Source organism: Oryzibacillus soli, from assembly GCF_051594765.1.
Taxonomy (GTDB): Bacteria; Bacillota; Bacilli; order Paenibacillales; family NBRC-103111; genus Paenibacillus_AR.
The window spans coordinates 138,073-155,868 of sequence record NZ_JBPPGJ010000013.1; the positions used below are offsets into that span (position 1 = coordinate 138,073).

12 protein-coding genes are annotated in these 17,796 nt (G+C 47.9%); 1 reads left to right on the forward strand and 11 read right to left on the reverse strand.

Going from position 1 to position 17,796, the window contains the following annotated elements; all coding sequences use genetic code 11:
* Nucleotides 1-109: 109 nt before the first annotated feature.
* Together ACSEXW_RS18490 and rhaA are read right to left on the reverse strand one after the other, a co-directional pair.
* The gene (locus ACSEXW_RS18490; RefSeq protein WP_438447647.1) at nt 110-877 is read right to left on the reverse strand and encodes a stalk domain-containing protein; all 768 of its coding nucleotides are present in this window, start codon (nt 875-877) and stop codon (nt 110-112) included.
* A 173-nt stretch (nt 878-1,050) separates the two neighbouring features.
* Nucleotides 1,051-2,292, reverse strand: a complete 1,242-nt coding sequence (gene rhaA, locus ACSEXW_RS18495) for an L-rhamnose isomerase (RefSeq protein ID WP_438447648.1) — start codon at nt 2,290-2,292, stop codon at nt 1,051-1,053.
* Nucleotides 2,293-2,558: 266 nt separating this feature from the next.
* Here rhaA and ACSEXW_RS18500 point away from each other — a divergent pair, with 266 nt between their 5' ends.
* Complete coding sequence (locus ACSEXW_RS18500) at nt 2,559-3,464, forward strand: helix-turn-helix domain-containing protein (RefSeq protein ID WP_438447649.1); 906 nt, start codon at nt 2,559-2,561, stop codon at nt 3,462-3,464.
* A gap of 108 nt (nt 3,465-3,572) precedes the next feature.
* On the opposite strand, the gene ACSEXW_RS18505 is transcribed toward ACSEXW_RS18500, so the two are convergent.
* The 9 genes from ACSEXW_RS18505 to ACSEXW_RS18545 form a co-directional block, all read right to left on the reverse strand.
* Complete coding sequence (locus ACSEXW_RS18505) at nt 3,573-3,884, reverse strand: hypothetical protein (protein ID WP_438447650.1); 312 nt, start codon at nt 3,882-3,884, stop codon at nt 3,573-3,575.
* 527 nt (nt 3,885-4,411) lie between these two features.
* Nucleotides 4,412-5,101 carry a hypothetical protein gene (locus tag ACSEXW_RS18510; RefSeq protein WP_438447651.1) on the reverse strand — a complete coding sequence of 230 codons (690 nt, stop codon included), beginning with the start codon at nt 5,099-5,101 and terminating at the stop codon, nt 4,412-4,414.
* Between the two features lie 54 nt (nt 5,102-5,155).
* Nucleotides 5,156-5,599 (reverse strand): hypothetical protein, encoded by a 444-nt coding sequence (locus ACSEXW_RS18515; protein ID WP_438447652.1) that lies wholly within the window; start codon nt 5,597-5,599, stop codon nt 5,156-5,158.
* Nucleotides 5,600-5,812: 213 nt separating this feature from the next.
* A complete protein-coding gene (locus tag ACSEXW_RS18520) occupies nt 5,813-6,325 on the reverse strand; it encodes a hypothetical protein (protein WP_438447653.1) in 513 nt (170 codons plus the stop codon).
* A gap of 522 nt (nt 6,326-6,847) precedes the next feature.
* Nucleotides 6,848-7,216 carry a hypothetical protein gene (locus ACSEXW_RS18525; protein ID WP_438447654.1) on the reverse strand — a complete coding sequence of 123 codons (369 nt, stop codon included), beginning with the start codon at nt 7,214-7,216 and terminating at the stop codon, nt 6,848-6,850.
* Between the two features lie 12 nt (nt 7,217-7,228).
* Entirely contained in the window at nt 7,229-13,507 is a 6,279-nt protein-coding gene (locus ACSEXW_RS18530; RefSeq protein WP_438447655.1) for an RHS repeat-associated core domain-containing protein, read from the reverse strand.
* Nucleotides 13,508-13,724: 217 nt separating this feature from the next.
* Nucleotides 13,725-14,894 carry a response regulator transcription factor gene (locus tag ACSEXW_RS18535; RefSeq protein ID WP_438447656.1) on the reverse strand — a complete coding sequence of 390 codons (1,170 nt, stop codon included), beginning with the start codon at nt 14,892-14,894 and terminating at the stop codon, nt 13,725-13,727.
* Nucleotides 14,872-16,737 (reverse strand): cache domain-containing sensor histidine kinase, encoded by a 1,866-nt coding sequence (locus ACSEXW_RS18540; protein WP_438447657.1) that lies wholly within the window; start codon nt 16,735-16,737, stop codon nt 14,872-14,874. Before ACSEXW_RS18540 ends, ACSEXW_RS18535 begins: the two co-directional genes overlap by 23 nt.
* 169 nt (nt 16,738-16,906) lie before the next feature.
* Nucleotides 16,907-17,791, reverse strand: coding sequence for a carbohydrate ABC transporter permease (locus ACSEXW_RS18545; RefSeq protein WP_438447658.1), 885 nt, complete (start codon nt 17,789-17,791; stop codon nt 16,907-16,909).
* Nucleotides 17,792-17,796 lie beyond the last annotated feature (5 nt).

Below are 17,796 nucleotides of genomic sequence, written 5' to 3' on the forward strand. Positions count from 1 at the left end.
CACCCCTATAGATTCCGCCGAAAAGGAATGGGCTATGCGATATCGGCTGTGAACAAAATCGGGACGGGACAGAACAGAGGAACATCGCGCCGATTGCAGGCAGCGGCCTCTACTTGACGGTTATGTCGATGGATGCACTCAGCTTATGCTGAGTACCGTCCAGGTTCCGGTTGTCCGTGCTGTACCCGGCCATTGCAGTCACGGTGTATTTTCCTTTGGGCAGCTGAGCGGGCTGCGGAGATTGGTCCAGCTTCTTCATGGCGCCCGGGCCCAGCCGATTCAGGTTGTATTGATACAGATCCTCGGGCAGGAGTTGGGTTCGGTATTCATCTCCCGGCTGGAATGCGCTGGTTTCCAAGCTAAAGAGCTCCATAGGGGGTGACAGAAGCCCGTTCTCATCAGTTATGGAATAATACACCATACTGAAGCTGTGAAACACCTTCTTCTCCTGCTCCGTTTCGTTGGAGACACGGGACCAGATCTGAATGGGCTCTCCTATGGCGTACTCCAGCTTGGCTGTATAGAGGGTAAGCTTGAAGTCCTCATTGACATCCGAACGGGACGCCGCGGACTTGACCGGCAGGTAGCTCGGTTGGTCGATCCGGACCTCTTGCGTTTCCGGGTCATAGCCGACCACGGCTCCCATCTTCTCAGCCAATTTCCGAAGCGGCACATAGGTCCGGTCCTGGTACATCAGAACTGGCAGCTCCTTCTTCGTCGACCAATCCCGATCGTAATCGTACATCTGGACCATCTTTTTATTGACGTAGAGTGTAGCTTCCAAAACCGTCGCCTCCACCGCCTTGTAAGCGGCATGCGCCTGCCCGGACAACAGGAGCAGAAGAACGGCGCCAAGCAGCATTCCTTTACGCTTCATTTGATACAGTCCTTTCTAAATATGTTATATGTATCCATCTAGATAGACGCACCAAACTGCAAAAGGTTGCTTCCGCCGCACCACAGAATCCCGGTAAAGAAAAAAGGCCCTCCCGCCATCATGACTGATGGCAGGAGGACCGCAGGTATCTTGCGTATTTGTACCGCTTCGGTTTAATTACGCTTCAGCAGAACTTCCTTCTCGTAGGTCTTCACCTCAGTAAGCCAGTTCTCGCGGACCGGCACGCCCATCTTCTCGCAGTAGTGGTCCCAGATGGCGCCGAACGGATAGGATTTGAACTCCTCCACCAGAGCCAAACGGGAGGTGTAATCTTTTTCCAATTCGACTTGCTTCAAGAGCTCAACCGGCTCCAGCATGGCACGCAGAATCGCCTTGATGGTGTTGCGGGCACCGATAACCCAAGCTGCTACACGGTTGATGCTGGCGTCGAAGAAGTCCAGACCGATATGGGTCATGTCGAACAGGTTGTGACGCACCAGCTCGCGGGCGATGTCCATAAGCTCGTCGTCCATGATGACCACGTGGTCGCTGTCCCAACGGATCGGACGGCTGACGTGCAGCAGGATGCCCGGCGCGAACATGGAGACGGAGGACAGCTTGTTGGAGATGACTTCGGTCGGATGGAAGTGGCCGGCGTCCAGACACAGCAGCTTCTGCTTCTGAACCGCATAGCCCATGTAGAACTCATGGGAGCCTACCACGTAAGCCTCGGAACCGATACCGAACACCTTGCTCTCGACGGCGTCCAGGTTATGGGCCGGGTTCAGCTCCTCCGTGAAGATCTCGTCCAAGGAAGCCTTCAGCCGTTGACGCGGCGCCAAGCGGTCCACCGGAACATCCTTGTAGCCGTCCGGAATCCAGACGTTGGTTACGCAGGTTTGGCCCAGCTGCTCACCGAAGTATGCGCCGATCTTCCGGGATGCCTTGCAGTGCTCGATCCAGAATTTGCGAATTTCCGGATCCGGATGGGACAGGGTGAAGCCGTCGTCCGAGTTGGGGTGGGAGAAGCAGGTCGGGTTGAAGTCCAAACCGAGCCCGTTGGCTTTGGCCCAGTCCACCCACTTGGAGTAGTGCTTCGGCTCCAGCTTATCCCAGGATACCGTCTCGTTAGTGTCGGCGTAGATGGCGTGCAGGTTCACCTTGTGCTTGCCGGGGATCATGGAGAACGCTTTGTCCATGTCCTGGCGCAGCTCTTCCGGCGTGCGGGCCGCACCCGGATAGTTGCCGGTAACGGAGATGCCGCCGGTCAGCTCCTGGTCACGGTTCAGGAAGCCGCGGACGTCGTCGCCCTGCCAGCAGTGAAGAGAAATCTTCACCTTGGCCAGGTCTTCCAGCACCTGGTCCACGTTAATGCCATGCTTCTCGTACAGCTTCTTGGCTTCTTGGTAATTCATACGAAGGATCACTCCCGTAATGGATTAGGTTATACGCTAAGGATAGCAAATGCCCCCCGCCGGAAGGAATAGCTCCCGCCCGGAAAGTCATTCAACAAAATCTAAATATCCTCCGGTTTTCATCTTACTATTGTCTCCTTCGACAAAGCGTTGTACGATAGATTCATAGCATTGTAAACACTTTCTTCATTCTACGATATTATGGACTATTCTAAATTCTATCTATCCATACATCACGGAAATTTCATACAAGGAGCGGATCACCGATGGAGCTCTTCAAGCTGTCCCGTCTGAACCAGCTGGACGTGAAGTGGACCGGTCTGCACCGGGGCAATCACCCTCTGGCCGATTACGAGCATACCAACCCGTACTTCGAGCTGATTATGGTCACCGAAGGTCCGATCTTCTTCCAGCTGGACGACCGCCGTCTGGAGCTCTCATCGGGCGATTGCCTCCTGCTGAAGCCCTGGGAGCGGCATACGGCCTGGAAGCTGACCCATGAGCAGGCCAGCTTCTTCTGGGTTCAGTTCTTCACCCAGCCCGGGTTGACCACAGGCTCCCTCGAGGAGCTGCAGTCCTCTCTAAGCGAGAGTCTGTTCGAGAAGAGCAAGCAGGAGCTGCGCACCGACTCCTCACCGGAGGCGGAGCATCTGTTCCTGCCGCGGCACGGCCAGCCGGTCCGGCGGTTCGAGGCGCTGAATCTCTTCGAGAAGCTGCATCAGGAGATGGAGCGCCCCCACGGCTACTTCCGCTACCGCGCCTCCCTGCTCTTGGGCCAGATTCTGCACCTGATCGCGGAGGACACCTTGAACCAGTCCCACGGACCGGCTCCCGTCCCCGCCGCCTTCACCACCTACCGGCACATCGTCAACTATCTGAACGAGAACTACGCCAAGGATCTCATCCGCGCCCAACTGGAGACACTGTTGGACCGCAACTACGAGTATTTGTGCCAAGTGTTCAAAAAATACGCCGGCATGTCCATGCTCACCTACGTTCACCGCCTGCGGATCCAACGGGCCAAGCACCTGCTGATGAACAGCAGCTTGGAGATCAAGACCATTTCGGAGGCCGTCGGCTTCCAGGATCCCTACTACTTCAGCCGCCTGTTCAAGCGCTTCGAGGGAGTCAATCCGACCGACTATCGGAAGAGCCACCCGGTGATGATGTAGCGGTCTTACACGCATGTAGTTCTTCGTAATACTACGTTTACCATGTAACGTTACCATCACGAGCTCTGTGTAAAAAGAAACCTTGAAAGGCACAGAGGCCAATCAAGGTCAAACAGATTCGGATAAACTCTCTACAACCAGTTCATCCAACTCCATCCATATGGTTTCAAGCCTATCTTTTATTCCTGATCCATTATCATGAGTCCCAAAACTAATAAATATGTTTCTAATAACTTGAGGCATACTATACAGGACTAATGCCAACTCCTTATCAACTACCTGATAGCTCTTTAATTCAATAGACAACATATCCAACGTTTCTTTTAAAGCCAGATAATCCAATTCATCAATCACCATTTCGTTTCTTACCTTATCAACAAAAGTATTATTGATAATTTTTTGCTTTAAGGTATCGTCCATTTTCATTCCCCCTTCAACTTACCTTGACAAGCACGAAGTATATCAAGGTTCAAGTGCCCTGTTGCCTATTATAAATCTCCCGGCTCCTGAGTTATAATAAAGCAAAACTTTGAACAGCCGTTTCTGCATTGTACGTGTACCGGACGTTTCCGGCCTGGGTCAGCCGGTCCCATGCATCAGGACTTGAATACGGTTACAGTGGACTTGAAGCCGATTTACATGCCCCTACAGAAGAGGCAGCTTTGGTCGAACCGAATCGTTTGGAAGAGACCTGAGGAACCAAGTACCCGCTCATTATCCGCTCCTGGCGTAACAATTGGGACGAGCTTGCTATTGCATCTGTTAGACAGGAAATACAAAAAACAAATCAATTATGGTGGTATCTGACCATAATCGACCCGTTTAACGTACACTTCTACGTTAATTAGGTTTTAATAATCTACCTTTAAAGTGCGTACAACGAAATGACTAAATCTTTATTTGGGATTGAATGATTTGTTCATTTGGTACAGGGTAGCCCCAACATACTAAGATCTTGCGGCGAAATAGCCATTAACTATATTTGTTAAATATTCTTTTTGATTATACTCTGTTAAATAGTCTATAAAAAACTCTTCTACTTGAGTTATTTTGAACTTACTCAAATAAGTGAAAGCTAAAACCAATAAGTCTGACACCTTTTTTGATGAATGGTAATTGTTGTCGTTTTGTAATAAAGTCTTTGAATAATCCAGAACAGAATCTATGAACCGTTCATCTTCATGATTATTTAGTGCAAGTAATATTGTTTTTAAATTAAAAGAATCTTTATTACTAATAATGCTAATAATCTCATCATTTGTTAGTTCTTCAAGTAAGATGTTTTGTTTTTCATTTTCGTATAATTCCATTGTTTTACTATCATCGTTATAATAACTTTCCCAAAAGCCATCAACCTTCCACTTTTCAGGAATCAGTTTAAAGCAGCCCTGCTCTTGAATTGCCATCCACCCCCTTGAAAAATTACCGGATATTATTTGAAATATAGTAGAAGGATACGGAACAACGCTTCCATTATCATTTTCAATCCTATATAGAATATGGTTTCCTACCGATTGAGCAAAGATAGAATTTTCCTTATCGTAAATCTCAATCGATAAAACAATATAACGCTTCCCCACTGTTAATGCATCATAGTCCTTGTTATTTACTTCATTTATCAAGCACTCAACTTTCAATTGATTTCCCCCTTTTTATGAAAGAGATGAGCAAGCCGCTATGCTCATCTCTATCTAACCCAAAACTATACTTGGATATATATCGCCAATTTCGGCAACCAGCGATGCTGCTATGACCGTATCAATGCCATCCATTGATTCCAATTGATAGCCTAGCTCCCTCTTAATACCACGAATTTCCTTCATAACTCGATCAATATCAATTTGCTTGAAGCGTAAGTCTCTGACATGGGATTGTATGAGAAAATCTCGCTGCTCCTGATAGTTTCGGATGTTGTTCCCATCATAGCCCACCCACTCCAAGATTTCAGCAGCCTTCTTGGTGGATAGAGTGTTATGGCTTGCCTTACGGAGAACCTTTGCCAATTCCTCAACAGACACACCTTCCAAGCTTTTAGGGCTGGGGTACTTGTGCCAGAACAAAAGGGCTGCTTTACCGTCTATTTCTGAAATAAACTTGTTGTAGCTAGGGTAATGGTAACTTAACTGCTGAAGCAATTGATCCCCGGCCCCTTACTAATTCTATTCTAGAACGTTATGGGGGCATGGCTGGCTCAATAATCTTAGTGTAATGTCATTATATCTACCCAGCGGGTAAAAGAGAAAGGTCTCAACAGAGTGACCCTGTCAAGACCTGTTTAATTAATTTTCTAGGTTTCTTTATGCCAAATTTTCTGAAATACTCCACTTTTTCCCACGCATTTTAGGTACTTACCACTCAAGTATTTTCCACTCAAAGGAATATGCTAAAACATCAATACATGAATCATGACCGCATAATAGCCAATGTTTTACTTTTGGTGATGTAAATCCAAATATCTCATTTAAATTTGAGTCAACAACTTCATAGAATCCTGGGTTAGGGCAAATTCCACTATGGTTCCACTCATGGCTTAATGATACCCCTCCATAGTAATACTGGTCACAAATACTGAAATCGTATCTTTCATATCCGTCAATTTTACCATAAATATTAAAAAGACATCTAGGTGTAAAATTAATCTCAATCATTGAACTACCAGCTTTGTTGTACTCGTCATCAGGAATATCCTCACCGTATTGTTTTTGAAGTTTTGATATTTCTTCATCATAAGTCTTCTCATTAAAATTGCATATAACTCGTACACTAACATCTCCTTCGTCATCGCCTACAAAGCTTGAAAAATCGAATGATGGGCTTATCATCCATGGTACTTTCACAGGAATAACTTTCGATTTAACCATATGTCTCCTCCTAATCTAGCTTCTTTCACTATGGAAGTCTTACAATATCTAGTACTTTCAAATTATTCTGTCATGGGGTAATTGGTACTGCCCGTCCTGGCATACCAAATATCTCACCTCGGTGGCGTAACGGCATTTCTTTTAGTCGGTTTATAATTTCTAGACTAGGTATAATTTCTTTTACCTTTGTTGGTTACATACCGGCCATACTCAGTGATGCAAGAGTCCTGTTACTTTCATTTTTGTCCTGTAGTCGGATGCATAAAAAACTCAACCTCAAATTGGTCAGGGTGTAATTTCCCAGTCCTTAGGTCTTCTGCAACATCTGGCTATCTTCCGACCATCAATGTAATCTGGGGCTCCATTATCTTTTCTGAACGTATCAGCAATTCGACGTTGACCAAACAGTATATTCCGGTCAGACTAACGTTACCTAAAAAGAAACCTTGAAAGGCACAGGGCCAATCAAGGTTACAATTTACTGATAGTGTTCATTTTATTAGCTATATTCCACTTGAATGATTACTTTACTAAGAAAATCTGCCCGTCATGATTACAAACTATAATATTTGAATAATCTTCAGTTGCTACTATCACGTCTAGTCCTTCCTCCCTATCAGGATAGATTCTATCCTTTAGAAAAGCAATTACATCTGACTTATTCGTCAAAAATAACTTATCTTGATAGTTATGAATTGGGTGCTTATAAAATAAGTAGTACCCCTTTTGAGAAGAAAATGCATCTGTATTATAAACTTGATTATTTACTTGCACCCAGTTTTTGATATTTTCCACTGGTTCAACATTTTGAGGATTAATTTGTTGCAATAACTCGTTCATTATTTGATTTGCTTTATCATGACTAACTCGATTTCCAGGGAAAATGCTCATTGTAAGCACCTCCTAATTAGGTTTGGTGTAAAAAATATGACCTTTACCAGTGTTATTAGAATGCCAATCCTTCCACTTTATATGTGGGAGGTCATTATGTGGCGCATTTTGGGTATGACTTTCATTCGGATGCCTTTCATATCCCTTGTCATATTTTTTTGTAGAATATTGTTTATACCTATTCATATTACCTCTGCCTTCTTGCATTAATGCTTTTGCGTCAGATGCAGACTCAACTCTAAAGTTTGAAGATCCACCATCCTTCAACTTTGTTACCGCATTATCCCATTCTTTGCTTCCTTTAGTTATTACAGGCATTTCGGTAGCCTTAACATCTTTACCCGGCCCCTCACTAACGGGTTTGCTCCTTGTCCCAGTGTCTTTGCCAAAAGACACCGCTCCAAACAGGCCTGAGAGTTCTGCAAAGTGACGCTTCTGGTCTTCCCAGCTGTATTCTTCAAGGGAAGAGTCCATTTTGTTGGCCCGATAACTAGCTTCTAACAAGGATGCAAAATTATCTGCAGAATTTGATTTGAACAGACGAACGAACCAATTTCCCTTGTCTTCGCTTGCCATGCCCAGGCGGATTAAGTCATCGCCCGTTAATTTTCCTTTGCCTTTTATGATCTGGAGAACTAGAAATTTTTTTTCTATTGGGAAACCATTCAAAGAGCTATTGTTAAAAAGGAATGCATAATCAACCTTCGCCAAATTCAGCTGTGCTAACACACTGCTGTCCAAGGGGCTTAATCCAAGAGGATCCACATTCGAAATCGGATTTCCCTGTACATACGAAAAGCGATTTATGCTCTGACTGTTTTCGATTGAACCGGTAACGACATCCCGATTTAGGAATCTTTTCAATTCAGGGCTGTAATAACGCGTCCTCATATAGTATAGGCCGTTGGGATCAGTGATGACCCCATCTCGCCCGTTATACAGGAACGGATTTATTGTTGAGCCTTCCTTGATTATAAGCTCCCCATAGCTGTCGTAGCCGTATCGGTCTGTAATGGCCCCGTATACATCCGTCAGTACCGTTGTGCTGCCGCGGCGATCAAAGTGATAGACCGAGTAGCTGCCAGCGGCATCCTCCCTACCAATTAATCCAATTCCATAGATGTTATACGCCTTTGGTTTACCATCTTCGCCTATTTCCATCAGAACCTGACTGAGTCCTGCATGTGGATTAATCACATAGCGGGTAGTCCCGTACGTGGCATCGGTCACTGTACTTCTTTTGTTTTCCGCATCGTAGGAATAGCTTATTCCCCCTGCTTCGATTAACCGGTTACGTGAATCATACACGAAGGTGGTTCGACTCCCCTTTAGAGGTGCCTCCAAGAGGTTCCCATCCGCATCGTATATGACCTGTATGCCGTCAATATTTACAAGCTGGTTATCCGGTCCGTAAGTCATGGAGCGAGTGCCATAAGTGGCGCTACTTACGGTCATATTGCCGCCGGCATCATAAGTATACCTTTCGGTGCTGTTCCCAATCAAACGGCCATTCAGATCGTATATATAGGATTGTTCTTGCTCCTGAAGCACATCGCCGGATCCGTTATACGTGAAGGTAAACTCCTGCAAAACCAAATCGTTTACCGTTTTGTCACGCAACACCACAAGTTGGCCCGCCGCGTCATATTCCCGATATTCTACGGATCCGTCTGGTCTGATAGTCCGGATCAATCTTTGATTCTCATCATATGAATACGATGTGAGACGGTTTTGCCAATCTGTTACCGTGGTCATGCTACCAGTTGCATCATAAGTATAATGTACCTGTTTGCCATCCGGATAGGTTAACGTGATGAGTTGTCCAGCAGCATCATACTCGTAACGAATCGTGTTACCCCTTTCATCGGTATAGGAGATTACACGATTTAAAGCATCATATTGACGGGTTATTACTCCTGCATTTTCTCTAATCGTCGTGACATTACCATTAGGATCATACCCATAAGATACCGTTCCCGTTGGGTCAGTAAAACCGATTAAGCGGCCTCCATTATCATACTTGTATTGGGTTATCTGTCCCCGCGAATTAGTCGAGGATGCCAAAAGCCCCCTAGCCTGGTATTCATATTGGATGGTTTGGCCTGCACTATTCGTTTCTTTGCGCAACAGTTTATTTCTATCGTAATGATAAGTCGTTTTGTTCTGATTCGGATCTGTCAGACTTGCAACGTTCCCCAATGAATCATAGGTTTGTAGGCTGATCTGGCCCATCGGGTCTTTCACTTGAACCAGTCGTTGCAAGTTATCATACACTCGCTCCGAATGGCGACCTTCCGGATCCCAATGATGAGTAAGCTGCCCCAAGCCATTATATTCGAAGCGGTTTGTATTACCTAGAGGATCCGTTACGCTCGTTTGACGCCCCAGAAGATCATGGACCGTTGACGTTATATGACCTGAAGCATCCGTTCGACTAACTTCATGACCGGCGCTATCAAAGGTTAGGCTGGTTTCATGATCCAATGCATCTTTGGTCCCGATTACTCGGCCTAGCGCATCATACTGGAAGGATGTCACACTTCCCATCGGATCTTTGATTCCTAACAACCGTCCTACACTATCGTAGGTATAGCTAGTCCGATTGCCCAGAGCATCCACAACAGTTGTCCTTCTACCATTCATGTCATACTCATAGAGGGTAGTGTTCCCGTTAGCGTCAGTCTGTGACAGCACTTGTCCGATCGCGTCATAAGTATACGTTGTCGATGCACCATTGGGATCCAATATCCCAAGTAAACGCCCGTTAGCGTCATAGTTCATACGAGTGACTTGACCTGCTGCATCGGTTGTAGTCAGATGGTGTCCGTTTGCATCATAGGTGTAGGTTTCCGAATACCCTTCTGCATCAGTACGTCGTATCAAACGGTCTAATGCATCATATTGCAACCGTACTTGACCGCCGTCAGATTCCACAGTCAGAATCAATCTTCCCTTAGCATCGTATTCATACGAAGTAACTTGACCCTCGGCATCGATCACCTTCACTAATTGGCTATTTGCATCATACTGATAATAGGTTGTGGCTCCTTCGGAGTTTGTCATTGCAGTTATTTTGCCGTTTTTGTTGTACGTGTAGGAAATGGTATGATTTAGTGCATCCATTTTTGAAACGATACGTCCTGCTTGGTCATAAATATACCTGTTGGTAACTCCGCCTGGCTCAGTTTTTGCAAGGACATTTCCGTTCTCGTCATAGGAGTATATATTCTCTTGTAAGAGCGGATTCGTCTCTCGAATGATTTTGCCGGCATTGTTATATTGGTATTGGCTTGTTTGACCCAAACTGTCCGTTCTCTTCGTCAAACGACCTGCTGCGTCATACTCTGATGTAGTGGCGCTACCATCCGGATTTACATGTCGTATGGGCTGATTGGCGGGATCGTATTCTATGCTGGTAACGTTCCCTAGCGCATCCACGGTATGGATCAACCGTCCTTTAGCATCGTAAACCTTTTTGGTGATATAGCCCAATGGATCCGTAATCCGTGCCAGACGGTCTTCTGCATCATACTCATAATGGGTCGTATTTCCCAATGGATCCGTACTTCTGGTTCGTTTACCGTTGCCATTATACTCATAAGTTGTAACATTTCCCATGGCATCAGTCTTCGTTAATATTTCTCCGTGGCTGTTGTATGTAAATCTTGTTTTATTACCGAGAGGGTCTGTTGTCTCCAGAAGACGGTCGTTACCGTCATACGCATATGTGGTCGTGTTGCCCATCGGATCCTTGGATGCTGCGAGTCTGCCAGCAGCGTCATAGCTGTAGGTTGTAGTATTCCCTTCGGGATCCGTCATCCCCTTCATCCGCCCATTGCTATAGCTGTATGCGGTAACAGCACCATCTGCAGCTATTTTGGTCAGCAACAAGTTATTGCTATCATACTTGTAAACGGTGGTGTTGCCCATTGGGTCAGTCGTGGAGGTCAAGTTGTTCCATTCATCATAGGTATTCATGATGGACTGTCCAGCCGGGTTTGTGACGGTTAACAAGTTATTCCGCTCATCGTAGGTCATGGTTGTGGTTTCGCCCGCTGGGTTGGTCTGGGTCAGCAAGTTACCTAGAGCGTCGTAGGTCATGGTTGTTGTGTGACCGTTGGCGTCTGATTCGGTTATCCGGTTACCGAAAGAATCATAGGTGTAAGTAGTAGATCTCCCTAGATTATCTACATCCTCAACAATATTATAGTTCGAATCATGCTTTATCTTCCGAACCGCATTAGCCCTGTCAGTTACCGTCGTTATAAGGTAACCATTCTCGCTCTGCTCATCATACTGCATACGAGTCATGTTGCTATTTGCATCAACCTGTTCAACAACTCGACCGAAAAAATCATAGGCATTATTAAACAGGTTGACACCCTCATCATCCTTGCCTGTAAGTACCCGCCCATCGGCGTTATATGTATAATAGGTGCTGCTACCTGCCGGTTCCTTTAGCTGAACCATATTCTGATTGGCATCATATGTAAAGACAACACTTCTGTTTGTGTTATCTGTTACACTATTGATCAAGCCATTACCGTTATAAGCATATGACAAATAGGCACCGCTAATCGTTTCAACGACTTTTTTCAGTTGTCCATTAGTTTCATATTCTAAGTTCAGGACTTGTGCTTGTTTATTCTTATAAGTAACCAGCTTACCAGCAGCATCGAAGAGGTATTGACTTTGATCCGATCTGCTCAGAGTGTATGTACTATCGGAATTCCTCATTAGGACATCGAAGCGCACCTCTTTGTCCCTTGATTCAAACTGATTTTTACCGACTGGAGTGAACGTATTCGTACGATTCGAATTCCACTGTAAAATAATACTTCCATCTGCTTGGGACACAAGCTTGGTTTCATAATTATGGGTCCAACCCCTGCCAAGAGGTCCCCTTGCAAGCAATAAAGAGTCATAATGAAGAGAAAGGCTTATATTGCTGTTGACCCCATTTTGTTGAAAATATGTTTTCTCGATCACATGAGCGCCGGTTGACATATTGATCGGATCTGCTAAGAATGAAGCAAGGTCAAATCGGTATGGATTTACTTTTCGAAGCTTTCCGATTGATGTCTTGCCGGTGAGTGTTGGAAGAGCTGATCGTTCATTAAAACTAGTAATTAAGACAGTGGAAGGATATGAATCCAACCCAATAGTCAATGGATTACCCCTATTTAAAACGTAATTATAAAAATTGGTGCCGTCATTACGAGGTTCAGATACTAGCTGGTCAAAAAAGACTGTTACCCTATTAGTATAATTTTTAATCGTTGGCATTATATCTGTTGGTGTTGCAAAAAACATTACTTGGTTAAAACCACTTTTAATATCTTGAGCAGTAATAACCCATAACTTCATTCCCTTTGCTTCTTCTTCTGATATCCATTCGATTACCATTTGCTTTGTTAATCGATAACTAGGAAAAATAAATGCCGGGTGTGATTCATAATCATCAGGATTGAACCAAGATATCCGTTTCTCTGGGAACATATGGGTAAATCTATATGTTGTACAGGAAACTTCTCCGGATTCATGGTACCAAGTTATCAGTATAAAATTATTCCATGACTCATAGCGGAGTTTATTTTCAAATAAGCTTCGTGATAATATTTCTTCACCGGATTGTGGGGAAGAATATCGTTCTGATTTGATCAAAGTCCCATTTAGATGTATATCAAACCCATATGTATTCTCGTGGGAAAACAACAGATCACTCGGGGCAAGCGTTTGATGGAACATTGTGGACGATTCTAAGAAAGTAGTGTTATTCATAAACCGAATCTTATGCCCTGGTATATTTGCTCGTTCATCCAACTTTGTAATTAATATAGATGAGGGTAGATTAATAGTACTTAAGCCTATTTTAGAAGAAAGAGAATATGACGAGCCATCAGATTTTAACTGAAGTGAAGATTGATTGAAGCTCACAGTTGCATCATCATTACTTGTTATCTCCACCGTAGGCCTTAAGTCTGTAGCAGTCGAGTAAAAACCTATTGAGTTTCCTGTTCTTTTCCCTACGCAAGTTAGAACCCAAACTATCCTACCTTTAGATTCTTGTTCAGAAACCCATCTAGTTACCACTTCTTTTGTTAATCTTCCGGATGGAGAGACAAGAAATGTATCATAATCGTCCGGATTGAACCAAGAAAGTCGATCACCATTTTCGAACGTTTGTTCAGCAGCTGAAACGGTATTGTTTACCTGAATAAGCAATAACATGAAGAAAATTAAACAACCAAGAACTATTTTTTTGAAGGACAGACTAGAATCATAAATCAATGGAAACCCTCCGTTAGATTTTGTATTGTTTAAAATTTGTAATAATTCCCTTTATTAGTTGTAACCTAAAAATTGTATTATTTTTTAGCACTATTGTATGTAATACACTTGCATTAGAATTTTCAAACATTGCGACGCACTCACGGATTGGAACAACAAAACCGCCGTCCTCCCACAGGAGAACAGCGGCTTGCGCATCACTTCGTTATGTTAGGTCCTACCCCTCCCCTAACGTCTCCCGGTACTGCGACGGCGTCAGGCCGAACTTCTTGCGGAACAGCTGAGTGAAGTGGCGCATGTCCTGGTAGCCCACCCGCTCGCTGATCTCCGCCAGCTTCAGCTTGGGGTCCTGCAGCATCCGCTTGGCCTGGTCCATCCGCAGCTGGATGACGTACTCCTTGAAGCCGTGGCCCGTCTTCTGCTTGAACAGCTGGCAGAAGTAGACCGGGTTCAGGTAGACGACGGAGGCGACCTTCTCCAGCGAGAGCTCCTCCCGGTACCGAGCCTTGATATACTGGAGGGCCACCTCCACCGCTTTGTCACTGCCAACCTCGAGCGGTGTGTACGAGTGGGTGGCCGACGCCTCGCGGAGCTTCTGCACCTCCTTGGGCACCCGATGGAAGTCGTCCAGCACGGGTGAGTGCAGAATCTGGAACGGAATCCGCAGATACCGGGCCAGATGCCGGGTCAGCTCGTCGCGGAGCTGCTGCATGGCGTGGCCCTCCTTGAACATAACCAGCCCCAGCAGGCTGTTGCTGTTATAGATGGTGACGAAACCGCTGCCGTACTTCTCGATCAGCTCCCCCATCACATTCTCGATGATAAAATGCTCCAGGTGCACCGCCTTGTCACTGTCCATCTTCACCATCACCAGTTGGAAGGCGGGATAGGCTTCCACGAAGGGGCGGATGTCCAGGGCCCCGATATCGAGCCCCGACACCCACCGCTGGAAGACCGCCTCCCGGAGGAAGCGTCGGTTCTGCTTCAAGAGGAGGGCCTCCTCCGTCTGCTCCTGCTCCTTCGCCACCTCCGCCACCAGCCGTTCCACCAATCCGATCAGCGCATCCTTGCCGATGGGCTTCAGGAGGTAGTCCTTGGCCCCCAGCCGAACCGCTTCCTGGGCGTAGGCGAACTCTGAATAGGCGGAGATCACCACCCACTTCACGTGGGGATGTCTCGGCGAACAGACGGACATCAGCTCCAGGCCGGTCATCCCCGGCATGAGAATGTCCGTCAGCACCGCCTGGATCGGATAATCATGCAGCAGCGCCGCCGCCTGCTCCGGCCCCTCCGCCAGATGGACCCGGAAGCCGGGGAACCGGTTCTGCAGCGTCCGCTTGATTCCTTCCCGGATGACCGCTTCATCATCCACGATTAAGAGCTCCATCCTCATCCCCTCCTGTCTCCATCGGCATGGCTATGACGACCGTCGTGCCCCGGCCCTGCTCGCTCTCGACCCGCAGGCCGTAGGGCTCGCCGAATTGAAGCACCAGCCGGCGGTGCACATTCGGCAGGCCGATGCCCCGGCGTCCCGGTGCGGTGGTCTTCCCCTCCGCAGACCCAGTCCCTTCCGGCGCCAAGCCCTTTTCCGTTCGGACGCTCCGTTTGCCTGCAAAGTTGGCCCCCTCCTGAAGGGAGGCCCGGAGGCGCTCCAGCGTCGCCGCATCCATCCCTACTCCGTTGTCCTCGATGACAAGCTGGAACTCCGCCCCCTCCGTCACCGTGTACACCCGGATCTGCCCGGGCCGGTTCAGCGGCTCCAAGCCCGCCTTCACCGCATTCTCGATGATGGGCTGCAGGGTCATCTTCGGAATTACCTTGTCCAGCCAGATCTCCTCGATCTCGACCACCGTCCGCACCCGTCCGGCCAGCCGGCTCTCGATGATGGTCAGGTAGTGGCGCATCTGCTCCAACTCGCGGCGCAGGGTGGTTTTGGAGGCTTCCTCCCAATCGCTGCTGTACCGGAACATCTGGGACAAGGCCAGGATCAGATCGCCCAACCGGTCATTCCCCCGCTCGTCCAGCATCCAATAGATCATATCCAGCGTGTTATAGAGGAAATGAGGGTTCACCTGGGACTGCAGCGCGGCCAGCTCCGCATTCTTCTCGCTGACGGAAGCCGCCGTGATCCGGTCGATCAGCTCATCCATCCGGTACACCATCCGGTTGAAGGACGCCACCAGACTATTGATCTCCTCGAAGGAGCGGACATTCAGGGAACCCCGGAAATTCCCCATCTCCACCTGGCGCATCTCGCGGATCAGGAGCTTGAGCGGCGAAGCGATGGTCTGAGAGATGACCGACGCCAGCACGGTGGACAAGAGGATCAACACCCCCATGATGACGATGAGATACTGCCGGGTCTTGGCGATTCGGGCATTGATGTCGGTCTTGGGGGTCATGCTCATGACCTTCCAGTTGGCCAGCTTCGGCATGGCCGTCACCACCAGCTGGTCGGCGGAAGCGGCTGCCGGATCCAGCATCGGAGGCGGCTCCCCGCCCTCCGAGAACATGGCCTGGGTGGCGCCGGGATCCGTTGAGGCGATGATCCGGTTCTGCATATCCGTGATATAGGCCTTGCTGTTGGAGGTCAGCGATGCGTTGGAGAGCGCCGAGATGATGGGCTGCGGATTCGTCTCGAACACGACGATGCCCACGGACCGGTGGTCCGTCAGGTCGTAGAGCCGCCGGCCGAAGACGAAGACAGGATCCTGCTGCGTCTCATTCAGCACGGAGCCCCGGAACAGACCCAGCCACACCATCTCCCCCGTGGAGTCCCGAAGCTTGCGGAACCACTCCTTGTTGGAATAATGAACGTCCACCACACCGGCAAAGCGCCGCTCGTAATTATAGATGATGCCGCCGTCGGTAATAACATGAATCGCCAGGATATCGTCCCGGGAGAAATAGACGGCGCCGATATTGTTCGTAATGGTCCGTTCGTTAATCACCTTCACGGCGGGCTCCTGAGTGGAATCCCGCTCCTTCAGCAGCCGCAGCATCTCGTAGTTGCTGTTCAGCGACTTGGTGATGCTGTCGTAGCCCTTCAGCAGGAGATCGAACAGATCCACGGTCTGGGAAATGTTCTTCTCCGCCATCTCCTCTGTCTGTCCATGGATGATACCCGTCAGCCGCTGGTAATAGATGAAGCTGAACACGAGGATCAAGGCCATCATACAGGAGAGAAAATAGAGAAAGAGACGGTTGTGCAACGAATTGAATCTGCGCATGCAGCACTCTCCCGGATGTGACGTATCGCTTTGGCGCGGAAAAACCTCTCCTATCCCGCCGCATAGTTGGATTGTACCACGTACGCGGCAGAGCAGGGAGGCTTGTTTGGAACCGTAACGATGAGGACCGACGGAAGAGCAAGGACTCTATACGAAAGGTATGGAACGCTTACCCTTTCACGGCTCCGGCAACCATACCCTTGGTAATCTTATCCGCCAAGAGGAAGTAGATCAGGATAACGGGAAGAGCACCCAGTACCAGGAATGCCCCGATGGCCCCGTAATTGACGGAGTATTGGCTCACGAAGCTGTTCACTCCGAAGGGCAGCGTCTTCAGCGCCTCCTTGGAGACGAAGGTAGCGGCCAGAATGTACTCGTTCCAGACACTGATGAAGGTCAGGATGCACACGGTCATCATCGGAGGAATCGAGATCGGAAGCGTAATGCGGGTGAAGATCTTGAAGATACTGGCTCCGTCCACCACCGCCGACTCCTCGATCTCATGGGGAATTGACTTCATGAAGCCGCTTAGGATGAAGACGGCGATAGGCGTCTGGAAGGCGATATACGGGAAGATCAGCGCCCAATGGGTGTTCAGAATCTTCATATGCTTGAACATGATCATCAGCGGCAGCAGCGTGGCCTGGAGGGGAATCATCATCCCGATCAGGAACAGGACCATAACCGCCTGCCCGTATTTCCACCGGAACCGGCTGATGGCGAAGGCTACCATGGAGCTGAGCAGCAGAACGCTGACCATGGTGATGGAGGTCACCTTCACGCTGTTCAGGAGATACCGGAAGTAGTTGCCCGCATCGATGGCGTCCGTAAAATTTTTGAACTGCGGCACGTGGGGCAGCGCGAAGAACCGGCCGGACAGAATCTCCTCGTTGGTCTTCAGGGAATAGATGAAGAGCCACAGGAGCGGGTACAGCTGTGTGACGAAGAGTATGGCGAACAGAATCCAAACCAAGCCTTTGACGAGGGAGAACCGCTTCTTCCGGGAGGAAGCTACGGGCCTGGACACGCCGGCCGTTTGTAGGGAAGTGCTCATGTCTG